Raw genomic sequence first — 15,717 nt, forward strand, 5'->3', positions numbered from 1 at the left:
GCCTCCCGGCTCGGCGAGGCGCCGTTGACCCTGGTGCTGCTGGTCGGCCTGTGGGCCGTCGGCGCCGCCAGCGGCAGCCTCGCCGGCGGGCCGTCCGGCGCGCTGCTCGACCGGGTCGGCGTCGGGGTGCCCACCCTCGGCGAGAGCCGCTGGTGGACGCCGTTCAGCTCGCTGTTCTGGTGCTCCGGCTTCGGCGCCTACGTCTTCACCAGCCTGCTGCTGCTCCTGGTCGGCCCGGCCGCCGAGCGACGGCTCGGCGCGCCGCGCACCGTCGGGGTGCTGGTCGCCGGGCAGCTGGCCGGCACCCTGGCCGGCACCTGCGTGGTGGCGGCCGGCGCGCGGTTCGGCGAGCCGTGGACCGCCACGGTGGTCGGCCAGACCGCGGTCGGCCCCGCCGTGGGCCTGTTCGCGCTGGCCGGTGTGCTCGGCTACCGGCTCACCGTGCTGTGGCGTCGCCGGCTGCACCTGCTGGTGGTGCTGGTGCCGCTGGTGATGACCCTCTACGTGGGCCACCTGCAGAGCGTGCAGCGGTTCGCCGGCGTCCTGGCCGGCCTGGTCGCCGGCGCGCTGCTCACCCGCCGCCGCCCGCACCTGCGCTCGCACCGCTCCTCGCACACCGAGACCCGGGTGCTGGTCGCGCTCTGCCTGGTCGCGGCGGCGCTCGGGCCGATGATCGCCTCGCTGTACGACAACGCGACCGGTCCGTTCAACACCTTCTCGGAGATCTACCTCTCGCACCGGCTCACCCCGGAGGAGGTCGCCGACTTCTGCGCGACGTCCGCGCGCGACTGCGCCCGCGCCCACGCCGTCGAGCGGATCTTCGACACCCCGGCCCGGCTGATGGCCGCGCTCATCCCGGCGCTGCTGCTGGTGCTCGCCGAGGGCCTGCGCCGCGGCCTGCGGCTCGCCTGGCGGATCACCGTCGGCACCGAGCTGCTCTGGATCTTCATGCTGCTCTGGCTGTTCAAGGAGACCGGCACCCGCACGGGCGGCGTCGTCCAGTACTTCGTCGAGGCGCTGCTGCTGCCGCTGGTCACCGGCGGCCTGCTGCTGGCCACCCGCAAGCGCTTCCCGCTGCGGCTGCCGCGGGCGGTGTTCGGCCGGCCGGCCGCGGTGGTCGGCGGCGCGCTGCTCCTCGCCTGCGCCGCGTACACCGGACTGGGCGTCCTCGTCGCCGGGCAGTTCGAGCCGGGCGCGACCTTCCGCGGGCTGGTCGCCGGGCTGCCGGCGCAGTTCCTGCCGCCGGCCTACAACGACCTGCTGCCGGACTACCCGATCGCGGTCGGGCCGTTCGCCCGCGTCCTGGAGACCTACTGCGGGCTCGCCTTCTGGGTGGTCGCGCTGGTCACGCTGCTGGTGGTCTTCCGCCGGCCGGTGGTGCACGTCGACGCCGAGGCCGCCGAACGGGCGCGCACGCTGCTCACCGAGCACGGCGGCGGCACGCTGTCCTTCCTCACCACCTGGGACGGCAACCACTACTGGTTCGACGAGGAGGGCCGGGCGGCCGTCGCCTACCGGGTGCTCAACACGGTGGCGCTGACCACCGGCGACCCGTTCGGCGATCCGCGGGCGCGCGCCCGCGCGGTGGCGGGGTTCGCCCGGTACTGCGACGCGCGCGGCTGGACGCCGTGCTTCTACAGCGTCACCCCGGAGACCCGGGCCGCCGCCGGGCAGCTCGGCTGGCGCTCGCTCCAGGTCGCCGAGGACACCGTGGTCGCGCTGCCGGACCTCGCCTTCACCGGCCGCAAGTGGCAGGACATCCGCACCGCGCTCAACAAGGCCGGAAAGCAGGGCATCACCGCCGAGTGGTGGTCCTACCCCGAGGCGCCGCTCGCGCTGAAGGAGCAGATCCACGCCATCTCCGAGGAGTGGGTCTCGGAGAAGGGGCTGCCCGAGATGGGCTTCACCCTGGGCGGCCTGGAGGAGCTGGACGACCCGGCGGTGCGGCTGCTGATCGCCGTCGACGAGGACCGCGTCGTGCACGGGCTGACCAGCTGGATGCCGGTCTACGAGAACGGCGAGCCGGTCGGCTGGACGCTGGACTTCATGCGCCGGCGCTCGGACGGCTTCCGCGGCGTCACCGAGTTCCTGATCGCCTCCGCGGCGCTCGGCTTCAAGCAGGAGGGCGCGCGCTTCCTCTCGCTCTCCGGCGCACCGCTGGCCCGCTCGGAGCAGGAGCCGCCGACCGGGCTGCAGAAGACCCTGGACTGGCTGGGCCGGGCGCTGGAGCCGGTGTACGGCTTCCGCTCCCTGCTGGCGTTCAAGGCGAAGTTCCAGCCGGAGTACCGGCCGATGTACATGGCCTACCCGGACCCGGCCGCGCTGCCCAGCATCACCCGGGCGATCGGCAAGGCGTACCTGCCGCACCTCACCCCGGCCCAGGGCGTACGGCTGATGCGCCGGCTGTCGGCGTAGGCGGCCCCGCCCGCCTCCGGGCCGCCGCCCCGGAGGCGAGCGGGCGGATCACCGTGCCGAGCCCGGTGGGCGGATCACCGCCGTCAGCCGAGCAGCTGGGCGAGGGCGCGGTCGGCGTCCAGGTGCAGGTGCTCCTCGCCCTCGGGGACGAGCAGGCGGCTGCGCCACAGGAAGCGCCGCAGGTCGGCGGTGTCGAACTGGACCATGGCGGTGCCCTCGGGCGCGCGCAGCTCGATCAGGGTGCGGCGGCCGAGCGCGGGCCGGACGTGGACGTCGCCGATGCCGGAGGGCACCTCCAGGCCGGCGGCGAGCAGCCGGCGGGCGAAGACCCAGACGATGTCCTCGGACTCCGGGCCCCCGTCGGCCGGGTCGTCCAGCGAGAACTCGGCGGGGAAGCCCATCCGGACGGCCAGCGGGTCGTCCGGGAGGTAGGTCAGGGTGACCCGCAGCCGGACGGAACGGTGGGCGGAGAGGATCAGGCGGGCCTGGACGGTCTCTTCGGCGGTGGCGTGCACGGCGGTTCCCTTCCTGGGGTGCGAGGCCGGTGACGGCTGTGGGGTTGGGGCGGCCTCACCCGGAAGAGAGGCGGTGGAGGGGGTTCCGCTTACCGGCTTTTCGCAACCTTTTTACGTGATCCAGGTCACATCGATTTCCGGCCGCGCGGGCCGCCCGCAGGCCGGACGCGCACCCCGCCCGGCCCCGCCGCGGCCGCCCGAACGGCCCCGGGCCCGGTACGCTGGGCGGGTTGTCCGAACGCCGTCCGACCGTGGGGTGAGGCTGTGAAACCGCCTCTGACCTGCGATGATCCCCCCTCGGAGACCGTGAGTACTGCCGCCGCCTCGATGCCGCTCTTCTCCGACGCCCAGGGGCCGCACGCGCCCGTCCGGGCCGTCGGCCAAGCCGCGCCGACCTCCTCGCACCACCTGTCCCCGGCCTTCCCCGGCCGCGCCCCCTGGGGCACCGCGGGAAAGCTCCGGGCCTGGCAGCAGGGGGCGCTGGACAAGTACATCGAGAACCAGCCGCGCGACTTCCTCGCCGTCGCGACCCCGGGCGCCGGTAAGACCACCTTCGCGCTGACCCTGGCCTCCTACCTGCTCCACAACCACCTGGTGCAGCAGATCACCGTGGTCGCGCCGACCGAGCACCTGAAGAAGCAGTGGGCCGAGGCCGCCGCCCGGATAGGCGTCAAGCTGGATCCGGCGTACTCCTCCGGGCCGCTCTCCCGGGAGTACCACGGCATCGTGGTCACCTACGCGGGCGTCGGCGTGAACCCGATGCTGCACCGCAACCGGACCGAGGCCCGCAAGACGCTGGTCATCATGGACGAGATCCACCACGCCGGTGACTCGAAGTCCTGGGGCGAGGCCTGCTTCGAGGCCTTCGAGCCGGCCTCCCGGCGGCTGGCCCTGACCGGTACGCCGTTCCGTTCGGACACCAACCCGATCCCGTTCGTCCAGTACGAGGCGGGCGCCGACGGCATCCGCAAGTCCGTCGCCGACTACACCTACGGCTACGGGCACGCGCTCGCCGACCACGTCGTCCGCCCGGTGATCTTCCTCTCCTACAGCGGCAACATGCGGTGGCGCACCAAGTCCGGCGACGAGCTGGAGGCCCGGCTCGGCGAGCCGATGACCAAGGACCTCATCGCCCAGGCCTGGCGCACCGCGCTCTCCCCGCAGGGCGAGTGGATCCCCTCCGTGCTGCAGGCCGCCGACCGCCGGCTCAGCGAGGTCCGCAAGGCGATCCCGGACGCCGGCGGCCTGGTGATCGCCACCGACCAGACGGTGGCCCGCGCCTACGCCAAGATGCTGCGCGAGATCACCGGCGAGAAGGTCACCCTGGTCCTCTCCGACGAGACCGAGGCCTCCAAGCGGATCTCCGACTACGCGGCCGGGACCTCGCGCTGGATGGTCGCGGTCCGCATGGTGTCCGAGGGCGTCGACGTGCCCCGGCTCTGCGTCGGCGTGTACGCCACCTCGATCTCCACCCCGCTGTTCTTCGCCCAGGCCGTCGGGCGCTTCGTGCGTGCCCGCAAACGCGGCGAGACCGCCTCCGTCTTCCTGCCGACCATCCCGATGCTGCTGGGCTTCGCCAATGAGATGGAGCTCCAGCGCGACCACGTGCTGGACCGGCCGAAGAAGGAGGGCGAGGGTCTGTTCGATGAGGAGGACCGGCTGCTCGCCGAGGCCGAGCGGGCCAACGACGGCCCGGACGGCGCCGGCGGCGAGGAGTTCTCCTACGAGGCGCTGGGCTCCGAGGCGGTCTTCGACCGGGTGCTGTACAACGCCATGGAGTTCGGCATGCAGGCGCACCCGGGCAGCGAGGAGGAGGAGGACTACCTCGGCATCCCGGGCCTGCTGGAGCCGGACCAGGTGCAGATGCTGCTGCAGAAGCGTCAGCACCGGCAGATCCAGCGGAGCAAGACGAAGCCGGCCGAGGATGCCGACCTGCTGGAGCTGCCGGCCGAGCAGCGGCCGGTGGTGACCCACCAGGAGCTGCGGGAGCTGCGCAAGGAGCTCAACGCGCTGGTGGCCGCCTGGCACCACCGCACCAGCCAGCCGCACGGGACCATCCACAACGAGCTGCGCCGGCAGTGCGGTGGCCCGCTGACCGCGCAGGCGACGGTGAATCAGCTGAACGCGCGGATCGCGAAGATCCGGGAGTGGGCGAAGTAACGATCCCTCGGCGGGGGCCGGACGGCATGACAGTTAAGGTCACATGACGTTCGGATATACGCGAAGGATTTGTGGAGACAGTCGGTCGGATGATCGGCTAATGTTCCGCGTGCCGCGCCGCCTCCGGGCCGCCGACGCCGCCCGCCCCCCGTCCGGGGCCCGCCGTCACGGTTCCCGGTGAATCCGGGCGGCACCTCACCGACCCGGGGGGACGTGACGCGCTGTCGCGCGCCCGGGCCTGTCTGTCTTTCAAGGAGCACACCCAACGTGTCGTACCAGCAGCCCTACGCGCAGCCGCAGCCCGAGCTGTCCGACAAGTCGAAGGTCGTCGCGGGCATCCTGACCATCCTGCTCGGCAGCCTGGGCGTCGGCCGCTTCTACACCGGCCACATCGGCATCGGCATCGCCCAGCTGCTGACCTGCGGCGGTCTCGGTGTCTGGTCGCTGATCGACGGCATCCTGTTCCTCACCAGCAACGACCGCACCGACGCCCAGGGCCGTCTGCTCCGCAGCTGAGCCTTGGTCACGTCCGCGAAGGCGCGCCGCCGCCCCGGTCCTCCCGGCCGGGGCGGCTTCGCCGTTCCCGAACGGCTGCGCACGGCGTGGGCGCCGGTCGCGGTGCTCGTCGGCGGCGTGGCCGGCTCGGCGTACCTGTGGTCGCGCAACCCGCACCTGCCCGGGCAGATGCTGCCGTTCTGCCCCTGGCGCAAGGTCACCGGGCTGCAGTGCCCCGGCTGCGGCGGCACCCGGATGGCCTACGACCTGCTGCACGGCGACCTCGCCGCCGCCTGGCACGACAACGCGGCGCTGCTGCTCTCGCTGCCGCTGGTCGCCGCGGGCTACCTGGTCTGGCTGCGGCACGGCCTGGCCGGCCGGCGCTGGCAGCCGCCGCTCGGCCGGCGCGGGACGGCCGTGCTGCTCGGCGTGGCGACCGCCTGGACCGTCCTGCGCAACCTGCTCTGAGCACCGGTCCGGCGCGCTGATCCGACGTGCTGATCCGGCACGACCCGTCGGGACACGATCCGTTCCGGCGGCCTCCGGTCCGGCGCGGCCCGATCCGTCCGGAACTCGGACTGTGGTCGAACCTCTGAACGTCAAGCCGGGATGTTTTATGGCGCTTTGTCCTGGTTTGGCAGAGCGCGCAAACGTGATCTTGCCCGAATTTTGGACAAACCCTTCCGCCGCCGCAATTCCTTCACTACCTTTCCCACACGCTCTCCCGCCGGGCGACCCCCCGCGAGACGGGCGCCGCAGGGCCCCAGGACGTCAAGGACGACACACCGCGGCCCGAGCGCGGCCACCCACCTGCGCGCGACATCCGAGTCCCGGACCGGCCCGCCGATCCGCGACCCGCCGCGGAAAGGAATTGCGTGTCGTGACTGCAGAGACCTCCCAGACCCTGGACCGTGGTGTCCGGGTCCTCAAGCTGCTCGCCGACTCGGAACGCGGGCTCACCGTGACCGAGCTGGCGGCCCGCCTGGCCGTCAACCGGACCGTCGTCTACCGGCTGCTGGCCACCCTGGAGCAGCACGGGCTGGTCCGCCGGGACATCGGCGGCCGCGCCCGGGTCGGCCTGGGCGTGCTCCGGCTCGCCCACCGGGTCCACCCGCTGCTGCGCGAGGCGGCGCTGCCCGCGCTGCGCAGCCTCGCCGAGGACCTCGGCGCCACCGCCCACCTCACCCTGGTGGACGGCAACGAGGCGCTCGCGGTGGCCGTGGTCGAGCCCAGCTGGACCGACTTCCACGTCGCCTACCGCACCGGGCTGCGCCACCCGCTGGGGGAGAGCGCGGCCGGCCGGGCGATCCTGGAGGCCCGGGCCTTCCCGAGCCAGCGCCGGCCGGAGCAGGGCTTCGTGATCACCCGGGCGGAGGAGCAGTCGGGGGCGTCCGGCGCGGCCGCGGCGCTGCTCGGACTGAGCGGCATCGAGGGCAGCGTCGGCGTGGTGATGCTCAACGGGCTGGTCCCGGAGCGGGTCGGTCCCCGGGTGGTCGAGGCCGCCACCGAGGTCGCCGACGCGCTGCGCTGAGCGGCCGGTGCGGCGGGCGGGCCGTCCGGGTGGCGCGTGCGTGCCCGCCGGACGGCCCGGTGTGTTTGGATGCCTCTGTGTCCGACACCAAACCGTCCCCGGCCCTCACCTCCCCCCGGGCCCGCGCCCTCGCGCTCTGCGGCGTCCTGGTCGCCGCGCTGTTCGGCGTGGCCGCCTTCGTCCCGCTGCCGTACACGCTGACCTTTCCGGGCGTGACCGCGGACACCCTGGGCAGCTACCAGGACCGGCCGGTGCTCACCATCACCGGCGCGCCGGTCCGAAGCACCCAGGGGCAGCTGCGGATGGTGACCATCTCGGCGACCAACCCCGGGGAGAAGACCGGCCTCTGGCGCTCGCTGCAGGCCTGGTTCGACGCGGACGAGGCCGTCCGGCCCACCGACACCGTCTACCCGCAGGGCGACCCGGCCAAGGCCGAGGAGGTCACCGCCCAGCAGATGGTGGAGTCCCAGGACGCCGCCACCGCCGCCGCGCTCGCCCACCTCCAGCTGTCGCCCGCGCAGGTCAAGGTGAAGGTCGACCTCGGCGACATCGGCGGCCCGAGCGCCGGCCAGATGCTCGCGCTCGGCATCGTCGACAAGCTCGCCGGGGACGGCAAGGGCGGCGACCTCACCGGCGGGATGACCGTCGCCGGCACCGGGACCATCGACGACCAGGGCGTGATCGGCCCGGTCGGCGGCGTGCCGCTCAAGACCCAGGCGGCGGCCCGGGACGGCGCGACCGTCTTCCTGCTGCCCAAGGACGAGTGCGCGGACGCCAAGGTGAACACGCCCGCCGGGCTGCGGCTGGTCCCGGTCGGCACCCTGGCGGAGTCGGTCTCCGCGCTGGAGGGGCTGCGCACCGGCGGGGCCGTCCCCGCCTGCTGAGCCCCGGCGGCCTTCGGCGGTGGTCTACTCGGCGGCCGCCTGGTCGACCAGCGGCAGGATCCGGTACGGCACCGGGTTCTCCAGCGCGATCGCCGTCGAGGACCGGACGATCCCGTCGAAGCCGACCACCCGGTCGATCACCCGCTGCAGATCGGCGTTCGAGCGGGCCACGATCCGCACCATCATGTCGCCGCGCCCGGTGATGGTGTGCAGCTCCAGCACCTCCGGCACCGCCGCCAGGTGCTCGCGCACGTCCATGCCCTGGCCCTGGGAGATCTCCAGGGTGGCGAAGGCCGTCACCGGGTAGCCCAGCGCCGCCGCGTCCACCTCCGGGCCGAAGCCGCCGATCACCCCGCGCGCCTGGAGCCGGTCCAGCCGGGCCTGCACCGTGCCGCGCGCGACCTGGAGCCGGCGCGAGCACTCCAGCACGCCGATCCGCGGCTCCTCGGCGAGCAGCCGGATCAGCCGGCCGTCCAGCACGTCGATCGCGTCGTTGGTGCTCCCGGCGGGGCCGCCGCCGGGCGCGACGGAATGTCCGTGTCCGGTGGGCGAGTTGGACGATCCGGGGGCGCCCGGGGAGCTGGCGGCGTGGGCGGGGGGCATCGAGGGCTCCGTCCTCCGGTGGGCATTCTGTACAACGGTGCGCCCGATTCTCCCGTCCCGGAGCACAGCTTGACCAGGAGGAAACGGAACAGTTGCGCGGACGTCGGACCGGCGCCACCCTCCAGCCACAACCCCGTGCGCCCGTCCCCACCCCCGGCGGGCCCGGGCCGTGGTCCCGTATCCCGACCGGGAGGGCTGACATGACCGACACCGCCGCCGAACGCGTGCTGCTCGCCCCGGGCCCGGCCGTCCTCGGCGCCGCGGGCCCGGAGGAGGCCGGGCTGCTTCCGGCGGCCCGCGCCGACGCGGTGGTCTTCGCGGTCGGCGACGCCGAACGGGCGGCCCACCGGTACGCGGTCGCGCTCGGGCTGCGCTGCACCGCGTACGCAGGCCCGGAGACGGGCGAGCCGGAGACGGTCTCCTACGTGCTGCGGGCGCCCGGGACCAGGTTCGTGCTGACCTCGCTCGTCCAGGTGATCGGCCCGCGCGGCCGGGAGCTGGCCGGGCACCTCGCCGAGCACGGGGACGGGGTGATCGACCTCGCGGTCGCCGTGCCGGACGTCTGTTACGCGTACGACTACGCCGTCGACCGGGGCGCGGCCTCGCTCGCCGAGCCGTACGAGGTGCGCGACGCGTACGGCACCGTGGTGCTCGCCGCGATCGGGGTGCCCGGCGGCACCAGACACACCCTGGTCGACCGCTCCCGGTACCGCGGGCCCTACCTGCCGGGCTACGTGCCCTTCGAACGGTGGTGACCGGGCCCGGTCAGCGGACGACCTTGTCGACCCTCGGGGGGTACCCGTTCCAGGACACGATCACCGAGTTGGTCTGTTCGTCCTTGGAGAAGTCCACCCGGAACCACTGGGGGCCGTTCCAGACCTGCATCGTCCAGCCCGAGTCCGGTGTGGCCGTGACCAGCGAGGCGTGGTCCGACTGGAGGTCCACGGCGACCCGGCCGCCGGGGACGGGGTAGCTGTGCACGGAGGACGTGGTGCTGGTGGCCGGGGCCGGGCGGGTCGTGGTCGGCGCGGGGGCCGTCGCCCTGGGCGGGGGCGCCGACGCCCGGCCGGTGGACGGCGTCGCGGTCGGTCCGGTGCGGTCGGCCGGCTGCGGCTGCGGCTGCGGCTGCGTCGCCGAGGGCGTCGGCGAGGGTCTCGCACCGTCGGCGGAGGCCGGCGAGGGCAGTGGCAGCGCGGTGGGCTGTTCGAACGCGGCGCCGGTCAGCACGGCGTGCACGCCGAGCCAGGACAGCGCCACCGCCGCCCCGGTGGCCGCCGCCCAGGCGCCGAGCTGTACCAGTCCGTTCCGCATCGTGCGCACATCCTGCCGTATCTCCCGAACGGGCCGGTGGGCACCCCGGTACTTCCACAGGGAACTTGCACAAGTCCTGCCAGCCCCGCACAGACCGGCGCGAACCAACCCGAGGTACAGACCAATGGGGGCCGATGGCGTACCGTGCAGCCCCATGGCAACAGTGCTCGTGGTCGAGGACGACCCCTTCGTGCGATCCGCCCTCATCCGCCACCTGACCGACACCGGCCACGCGGTTCGCAGCGTGGGCACGGCACTTGAGGCGCTGCGCGAGGTCGCCCAGGTCGGCTGCGACCTGGTGATCCTGGACCTCGGCCTGCCGGATCTGGACGGCAGCGAGGCGCTCAAGATGATCCGCGGCCTGACCAACGTCCCGGTCATCATCTCCACCGCCAGGGACGACGAGGCGGAGATCGTCCGGCTGCTCAACGACGGGGCCGACGACTACCTGGTGAAACCGTTCTCCGGTGAGCACCTGAGCGCCCGGATGGCCGCCGTGCTGCGCCGGCTCGGCGGCGGGGCGGCTCCGGTCAGCCAGGTGCTCAGAGTCGGCGGGCTGGCGATCGACCTCCAGCGCCGGGAGGCCTCGCTGGACGGGCGGGCGCTGGACCTGACCCGCCGTGAATTCGACCTGCTGGCCTTCCTCGCGGCCCGGCCGGGCGTGGTGGTGCCGCGCAAGGAGATCCTGGCCGAGGTGTGGCGGCAGACCTACGGCGGCGACCAGACCATCGACGTGCACCTGTCCTGGCTGCGCCGCAAGCTCGGTGAGACCGCGTCCAGTCCGCGCTACCTGCACACCGTGCGCGGGGTCGGGGTCCGGTTGGAGGCGTCCGGGCAGTCCGCCGGCTCCGGGCCCGTCCCCGTGGAGCGCAGGACATGAGGCGGTTGCGGCACTCGCTGCGCTGGGCGCTGATCAAGGCCGCCGTGGCCGGGACCACCATGGTCGCGCTGGCCTTCCTGATCCCGCTCGGCCTGATGGTCCAGCAGACCGCCCGGGACCGGGCGTTCACGGCCGCCGAGCGGCAGGCCGCCGCGCTCGGCCCGGCGCTGGCCATCACCACCGCCGAGGACGCCATCGCCCGGGCGGTGGCCTCCACGGACGCGGGCGCGCAGGGGCGGATGGCGGTGCACCTGCCGCTGCCCCAGTCCGCCACCGGGTCGGGCGCCGCCTCCGGTACGGCCGGCACCGCGGGCGGGGTGGCCGCGGCGCCGGGCGGGACGGGGACGGTGGTGGGCGTCCAGGGGGCCCAGGGCACGCCGGGACGGGCGGGGACGGCCGCCGCCGCGGCCTCAGGGCCGGACGCGGGCGCGACCATCGGCGAGGTCCGGGCGCTGGACGCCGACGTGGCCACCGCGGGCTTCCAGGGGCGCTCGTTCACCGTGGAGGTGCCGGGCGGCTTCGCGCTGCTCCAGCCGGTCGCCGTGGACACCGAGCGGACCGCCGTGGTCGAGGTGTTCGTGGCCGACGACGACCTCACCCGGGGTGTCGCCACCGCCTGGCAGGTGCTCTCCGGGGTCGCGCTCGGACTGGTCGCGATCTCGGTGCTGGTCGCCGACCGGATGGGTGCCCGGATCGTCGCCTCGGCCCGTCGGCTGGCCGCCGCCGCCCGCTCGCTCGGCGCGGGCAACCTCGCCGTCCGGGTGCCGGTGGACGGCAAGCAGGCGGCCGGCAGCCCCGTGGAGCTGCACGAGGCCGCCCACGCGTTCAACACGATGGCCGACCGGGTCGTCCAACTGCTGGCGGCCGAACGTGAGTTGGCCGCCGACCTGTCGCACCGGCTGCGCACCCCGCTGACCGTGCTGCGGCTGAACGCCGCCTCGCTCGGCGAGGGCGACGCGGCCGACGCCACCCGGCACGCGGTGTCCCAACTGGAGCGCGAGGTCGACCAGATCATCCGCTCGGCCCGCCGGGCGCCCGAGGACGCGCCGGCCGTCACCGTCGGCTGCGACGCCGCCGAGGTGATCCGCGAGCGGGTCGGCTTCTGGTCCGCGCTCGCCGAGGACGAGGGCCGCCCCTGGCAGCTGGCCGGCGCCGACCGCGAGACGCCCGTCCCGGTCCAGCGCGGCGACCTGGCCGCGGCGGTGGACGCGCTGCTCGGCAACGTCTTCCGGCACACCGCGGTCGGCACCGCCTTCTCGGTGGACGTGCTGCCCGCAGAGAGCTCGGTGATCGTGCTGGTCGGGGACGCGGGCCCGGGCTTCACCGACCCGAGGGCCGCGCTGAAGCGCGGCGAGGGCGACGGCGGCGAGGGCTCCACCGGCCTCGGGCTGGACATCGTCCGCAAGCTCGCCGAGGCGACCGGCGGCGACCTGGCGCTCGGCGCGTCGGACGTGCTCGGCGGTGCCGAGATCCGGCTGCGGCTGCGGACCCGGCAGGACGGCACCGACCCGGTACGGACCGGCAGGCGCCGCGGCCGAGGGCCGCTGTTCCCGCGCTGAACGGGGCCGCGACGGACGGATGGTGAAAGGTTTCGGCGCTTCGTCAGGCCCCTGGGGACCCGGGGGAGGAGCGAGATCCCCTCTTTCTTAAGCGCACCGTAAGGGAGTTCTACCCCTGGCTCAGGGGGCGGTTTCCGGCCATTCGGCGCCGTTAGCGTCATCGGCGTCGGTCACCCGCCGGCCGCACAGCTGCCAGCCCCGGAGGTAAGCACCCATGACGACCCAGCAGCCCCATCGCCGTTCCGGCCGCCGTCGGCGCGGCCGCAAGGGCCTGCTGATCGGTGCCTCGGCGGTCGCCGCGGCCCTGGTCGCCGGGGGCGTCGTCGTCCTCGCCTCCTCGGCCAGCGCCGCCTCGCTCGGCGCCGTCTACAGCCGCACCAGCAGCTGGGACTCCGGCTTCACCGGCCAGTACCTGGTCACCAACCCGGACAGCGCCGCCATCGAGGACTGGACGCTCACCTTCGACCTGCCGGCCGGCGCGAAGATCGACTCGCTCTGGAACGCCACCTTCACGGCCGAGGGCCAGCACATCACCGTCCGGCCCGAGTCGTGGAGCAAGCGGCTGGAGCCGGGCAAGAGCATCGTGGTCGGCTTCGTCGCCCAGGGCTCCGGCGCCGCGCAGTCCGAGCCGGGCAACTGCCTCATCAACCGGGCCTCCTGCAAGCCGGGAGACGGCACCGTGCCCACCCCGTCCGGCCGGCCGACCACCACCCCGACGGCCACCGCCTCGCCGTCCGCCTCCTCCTCCGCGACGGCCACCGCGTCGCCGTCCGCCCCCACCACCGCGACGGCCACCGCCTCGGCGACCGCGACCGCCACGGCCACCGGCAGGCCGACCACCGGCGCGCCGAGCCCGACCGCCACGGCGACCGCCCAGCCGAGCACGCCGGCCCCGACGGCCACCGCCACCACCACGGCCGTCCCCACCACGCCGGCGCCCACCGCGACCGGCACCCCGGCCCCGGCCGGCGGCGCCGGCTTCAGCCCGTTCGTCGACACCTCGCTCTACCCGCCCTACGACCTGGTCGCCACCGCCAAGGCCACCGGCGTCAAGGACTTCAACCTGGCCTTCGTCGTCTCCGGCGGCGGCTGCACCCCGAAGTGGGGCGGCGTGAGCGACCTCGCCGCCGACGCGGTGGCCGCCCAGATCGGCGCCCTGCGCGCGCTCGGCGGCGACGTCCGGGTCTCCTTCGGCGGCGCCAACGGCAGCGAACTGGCCCTCGCCTGCTCCTCGGCCGCCGATCTCGCCGCCGTCTACCAGAAGACCGTCGACGCCTACGGCATCACCAAGGTCGACTTCGACGTCGAGGGCGGCGCCATCGCCAACGGCGCCGCCAACACCCGCCGCGCCCAGGCGATCGTCCAGCTCCAGAAGAACGCCGCCGCCAAGGGCAAGGCCCTGGAGGTCTCTTTCACCCTCCCGGTGCTCCCCTCCGGCCTGACCCAGGAGGGCGTCAACCTGATCGCCGACGCCAAGAACAACGGCGTGGCGATCAGCGCGGTCAACATCATGGCGATGGACTTCGGCGACGGCGTCGCCCCCAACCCGCAGGGCCAGATGGGCAAGTACGCCATCGCCGCGGCCACCGCCACCCAGGCCCAGGTGAAGAGCGTGCTCGGGCTCGACGACGCGGCCGCCTGGCGCAAGGTCGCGGTCACCCCGATGATCGGCGTCAACGACGTCGCCAGCGAGGTCTTCACCGTCGCCGACGCCAAGCAGCTCGCCGACTTCGCGAAGAGCAGGCACCTGGCCTGGCTGTCGATGTGGTCCGGCACCCGCGACAAGGCCTGCGAGGGCGGCGCCAAGGCGTACGCCGACGCCAGCTGCAGCTCGATCGTCCAGCAGCCGCTGGAGTTCACCCGGGCCCTCGGCGCCTACACCGGCTGACCCCCGCCCCACCGACTCCGNCCCCCCCCGGCCGGCACCACGTCCAGGGCGGTCACCCTCCGTGAGCGGCTCGATCCGGGCCGGCCGTGGGCCATCGGGTATCGTCGCTGGTTGGCCGACCGGCGGACGGAGCGAAGAGTGACAGCGGTGCAAGACGAGCGCGGCGCGGTGCCCACCGCGCCGGACCAGGCGCCCGCCCCCCTGTCGGAACGGCTGCGCACCGCCCTCGGCGCACCCCTGCGCGCCCTGCGCGAGGCCCCGCGCCGACCGCTGCTGGCCGTCTCCGCGGTCGCGTTCCTCTCCCTGCTCGCCTACGCGGTGGTGCGGCACTTCGCGCACACCTCGATGGTCGACATGATCGTCTACCGGGCCGAGGGCGCCGCCGTCGCCAACGGCGAGGACCTCTACGCGCTGCGCGTCACCCAGTGGAACCTGCCCGCCACCTACCCGCCGTTCGCCGCGATGCTGTTCGTGCCGACGACCTGGTTCCCCATCCCGTTCCTGCGGGTCGCGGTCACACTCTGCAACCTCGGGCTGCTCGCGCTGCTCACCCACCTGTCGTTCAAGCTGGTCGGCTGGCCGCGCCGGGACCTGCGCGCGATCGGCGTGATCCTGGTCACCGGCGTCGGCGTCTGGCTCGAACCCGTCTACACCACGCTGCGCTACGGCCAGATCAACCTCGCCCTGGCCTGCCTCATCCTCTGGGACCTCACCCGGCCCGACGGACGCCGCGGCAAGGGCGTCGCGATCGGCATCGCCGCCGGCATCAAGCTCACCCCCGGCCTGTTCGCGGTCTACCTGCTGCTCACCGGACGCGTCCGGGCCGCGTTCACGGCGGGCGCCACCTTCCTCGGCACCTTCCTGATCGGCGCGCTCGTCCTGCCCGATGCCACCTGGGGCTTCTGGACCAAGTACCTCTACGACTCCTCGCGGGTCGGCAAGACCGAGATCGTCGACAACCAGGCGCTCAGCGGCGCCGTCGCCCGGCTGACGCACACCGCCGACCCGGGCACCGTCGCCACCCTGGCCGCCGTCGTCGTCGCGGTGGCCGGCCTCGGCGTCGCCGCCTGGGCCGCCCGCAGCGCGCGCTGGCTGTCCCGGGCCGAGGCCTGGGGCGTCTGCTGCACCGCCGTCACCGCCGTGCTGATCTCGCCGATCAGCTGGACCCACCACTGGGTCTGGTGCCTGCCGGTGCTCGTCCTGCTCGGCTGCGAGGCGGCGGTCGAACGGGCCCGTCCGGCCGCCGTCCGGAAGGTCCGCTGGCGGGCCGCCTTCGCCGCCACGCTGGTCGCCTTCCTGTCCTTCGCGATGTGGCTCGCCAAGCCGCAGGGCGCGCTGGTGCTGGAGCTGTCGCCGCTCCGCCAGATCCCGACCTCCGTCTACCCGATCGTCGGGGTCTGCTTCCTGCTGGCCGCCGCGCTACGCGTCCGCGCCCGGCGCCTGGCGGCCGGTGCGCCGCCGGCGGCGCTGCCCGGC

The 15,717-nt window shown here is 74.2% G+C and carries 13 protein-coding genes and 1 pseudogene; 11 read left to right on the plus strand and 3 right to left on the minus strand.

Annotation, left to right across the window (positions count from 1 at the left end; genetic code table 11):
- Positions 1–2,415, plus strand: a 2,415-nt coding sequence (locus tag ABD308_RS02240) for a bifunctional lysylphosphatidylglycerol flippase/synthetase MprF (RefSeq protein ID WP_344324646.1), incomplete at its 5' end; no start/stop codon positions are given.
- An 83-nt stretch (positions 2,416–2,498) separates the two neighbouring features.
- Here ABD308_RS02240 and ABD308_RS02245 read toward each other — a convergent pair.
- Positions 2,499–2,930, minus strand: a complete 432-nt coding sequence (locus ABD308_RS02245) for an SsgA family sporulation/cell division regulator (protein ID WP_344324649.1) — start codon at positions 2,928–2,930, stop codon at positions 2,499–2,501.
- A 327-nt stretch (positions 2,931–3,257) separates the two neighbouring features.
- On the opposite strand from ABD308_RS02245, the gene ABD308_RS02250 reads away from it, so the two are divergent.
- From ABD308_RS02250 to ABD308_RS02270, 5 genes are all read left to right on the plus strand, one after another.
- A complete protein-coding gene (locus ABD308_RS02250; RefSeq protein WP_344324792.1) occupies positions 3,258–5,090 on the plus strand; it encodes a DEAD/DEAH box helicase in 1,833 nt (610 codons plus the stop codon).
- Between the two features lie 267 nt (positions 5,091–5,357).
- On the plus strand, positions 5,358–5,606 hold the full coding sequence (locus tag ABD308_RS02255; protein WP_344324652.1) for a TM2 domain-containing protein: 249 nt from the start codon (positions 5,358–5,360) through the stop codon (positions 5,604–5,606).
- Positions 5,607–5,609: 3 nt separating this feature from the next.
- Positions 5,610–6,053, plus strand: a complete 444-nt coding sequence (locus ABD308_RS02260) for a DUF2752 domain-containing protein (protein ID WP_344324655.1) — start codon at positions 5,610–5,612, stop codon at positions 6,051–6,053.
- Between the two features lie 412 nt (positions 6,054–6,465).
- The gene (locus ABD308_RS02265) at positions 6,466–7,116 is read left to right on the plus strand and encodes an IclR family transcriptional regulator (protein WP_270146684.1); all 651 of its coding nucleotides are present in this window, start codon (positions 6,466–6,468) and stop codon (positions 7,114–7,116) included.
- 77 nt (positions 7,117–7,193) lie between these two features.
- A complete protein-coding gene (locus tag ABD308_RS02270; RefSeq protein ID WP_344324661.1) occupies positions 7,194–8,000 on the plus strand; it encodes a S16 family serine protease in 807 nt (268 codons plus the stop codon).
- Between the two features lie 24 nt (positions 8,001–8,024).
- Here the strand turns inward: ABD308_RS02270 and ABD308_RS02275 are convergent, their stop codons facing one another.
- Positions 8,025–8,603: an Lrp/AsnC family transcriptional regulator gene (locus tag ABD308_RS02275; RefSeq protein WP_344324664.1), complete on the minus strand. Its 579-nt coding sequence runs from the start codon at positions 8,601–8,603 to the stop codon at positions 8,025–8,027.
- Positions 8,604–8,803: 200 nt separating this feature from the next.
- On the opposite strand from ABD308_RS02275, the pseudogene ABD308_RS02280 reads away from it, so the two are divergent.
- Positions 8,804–9,340 (plus strand): annotated as a pseudogene (locus ABD308_RS02280) (VOC family protein); the annotation flags it as partial.
- A gap of 28 nt (positions 9,341–9,368) precedes the next feature.
- On the opposite strand, the gene ABD308_RS02285 reads toward ABD308_RS02280, so the two are convergent.
- Entirely contained in the window at positions 9,369–9,914 is a 546-nt protein-coding gene (locus ABD308_RS02285; RefSeq protein WP_344324667.1) for a hypothetical protein, read from the minus strand.
- A 154-nt stretch (positions 9,915–10,068) separates the two neighbouring features.
- Between ABD308_RS02285 and ABD308_RS02290 the strand changes: the two genes are divergently transcribed.
- The 4 genes from ABD308_RS02290 to ABD308_RS02305 all read left to right on the plus strand — a co-directional run.
- Positions 10,069–10,794 (plus strand): response regulator transcription factor, encoded by a 726-nt coding sequence (locus ABD308_RS02290; RefSeq protein WP_344324670.1) that lies wholly within the window; start codon positions 10,069–10,071, stop codon positions 10,792–10,794.
- Entirely contained in the window at positions 10,791–12,353 is a 1,563-nt protein-coding gene (locus tag ABD308_RS02295; RefSeq protein WP_344324673.1) for a HAMP domain-containing sensor histidine kinase, read from the plus strand. The genes ABD308_RS02290 and ABD308_RS02295 overlap by 4 nt, the downstream gene beginning before the upstream one ends.
- 214 nt (positions 12,354–12,567) lie before the next feature.
- Positions 12,568–14,241: a glycoside hydrolase family 18 protein gene (locus ABD308_RS02300; protein ID WP_344324676.1), complete on the plus strand. Its 1,674-nt coding sequence runs from the start codon at positions 12,568–12,570 to the stop codon at positions 14,239–14,241.
- Positions 14,242–14,379: 138 nt separating this feature from the next.
- Positions 14,380–15,717, plus strand: a 1,338-nt coding sequence (locus ABD308_RS02305) for a glycosyltransferase 87 family protein (RefSeq protein WP_344324679.1), incomplete at its 3' end; no start/stop codon positions are given.

It is taken from the genome of Kitasatospora putterlickiae, from assembly GCF_039527695.1.
In the GTDB taxonomy this organism is placed as follows: domain Bacteria; phylum Actinomycetota; class Actinomycetes; order Streptomycetales; family Streptomycetaceae; genus Kitasatospora; species Kitasatospora putterlickiae.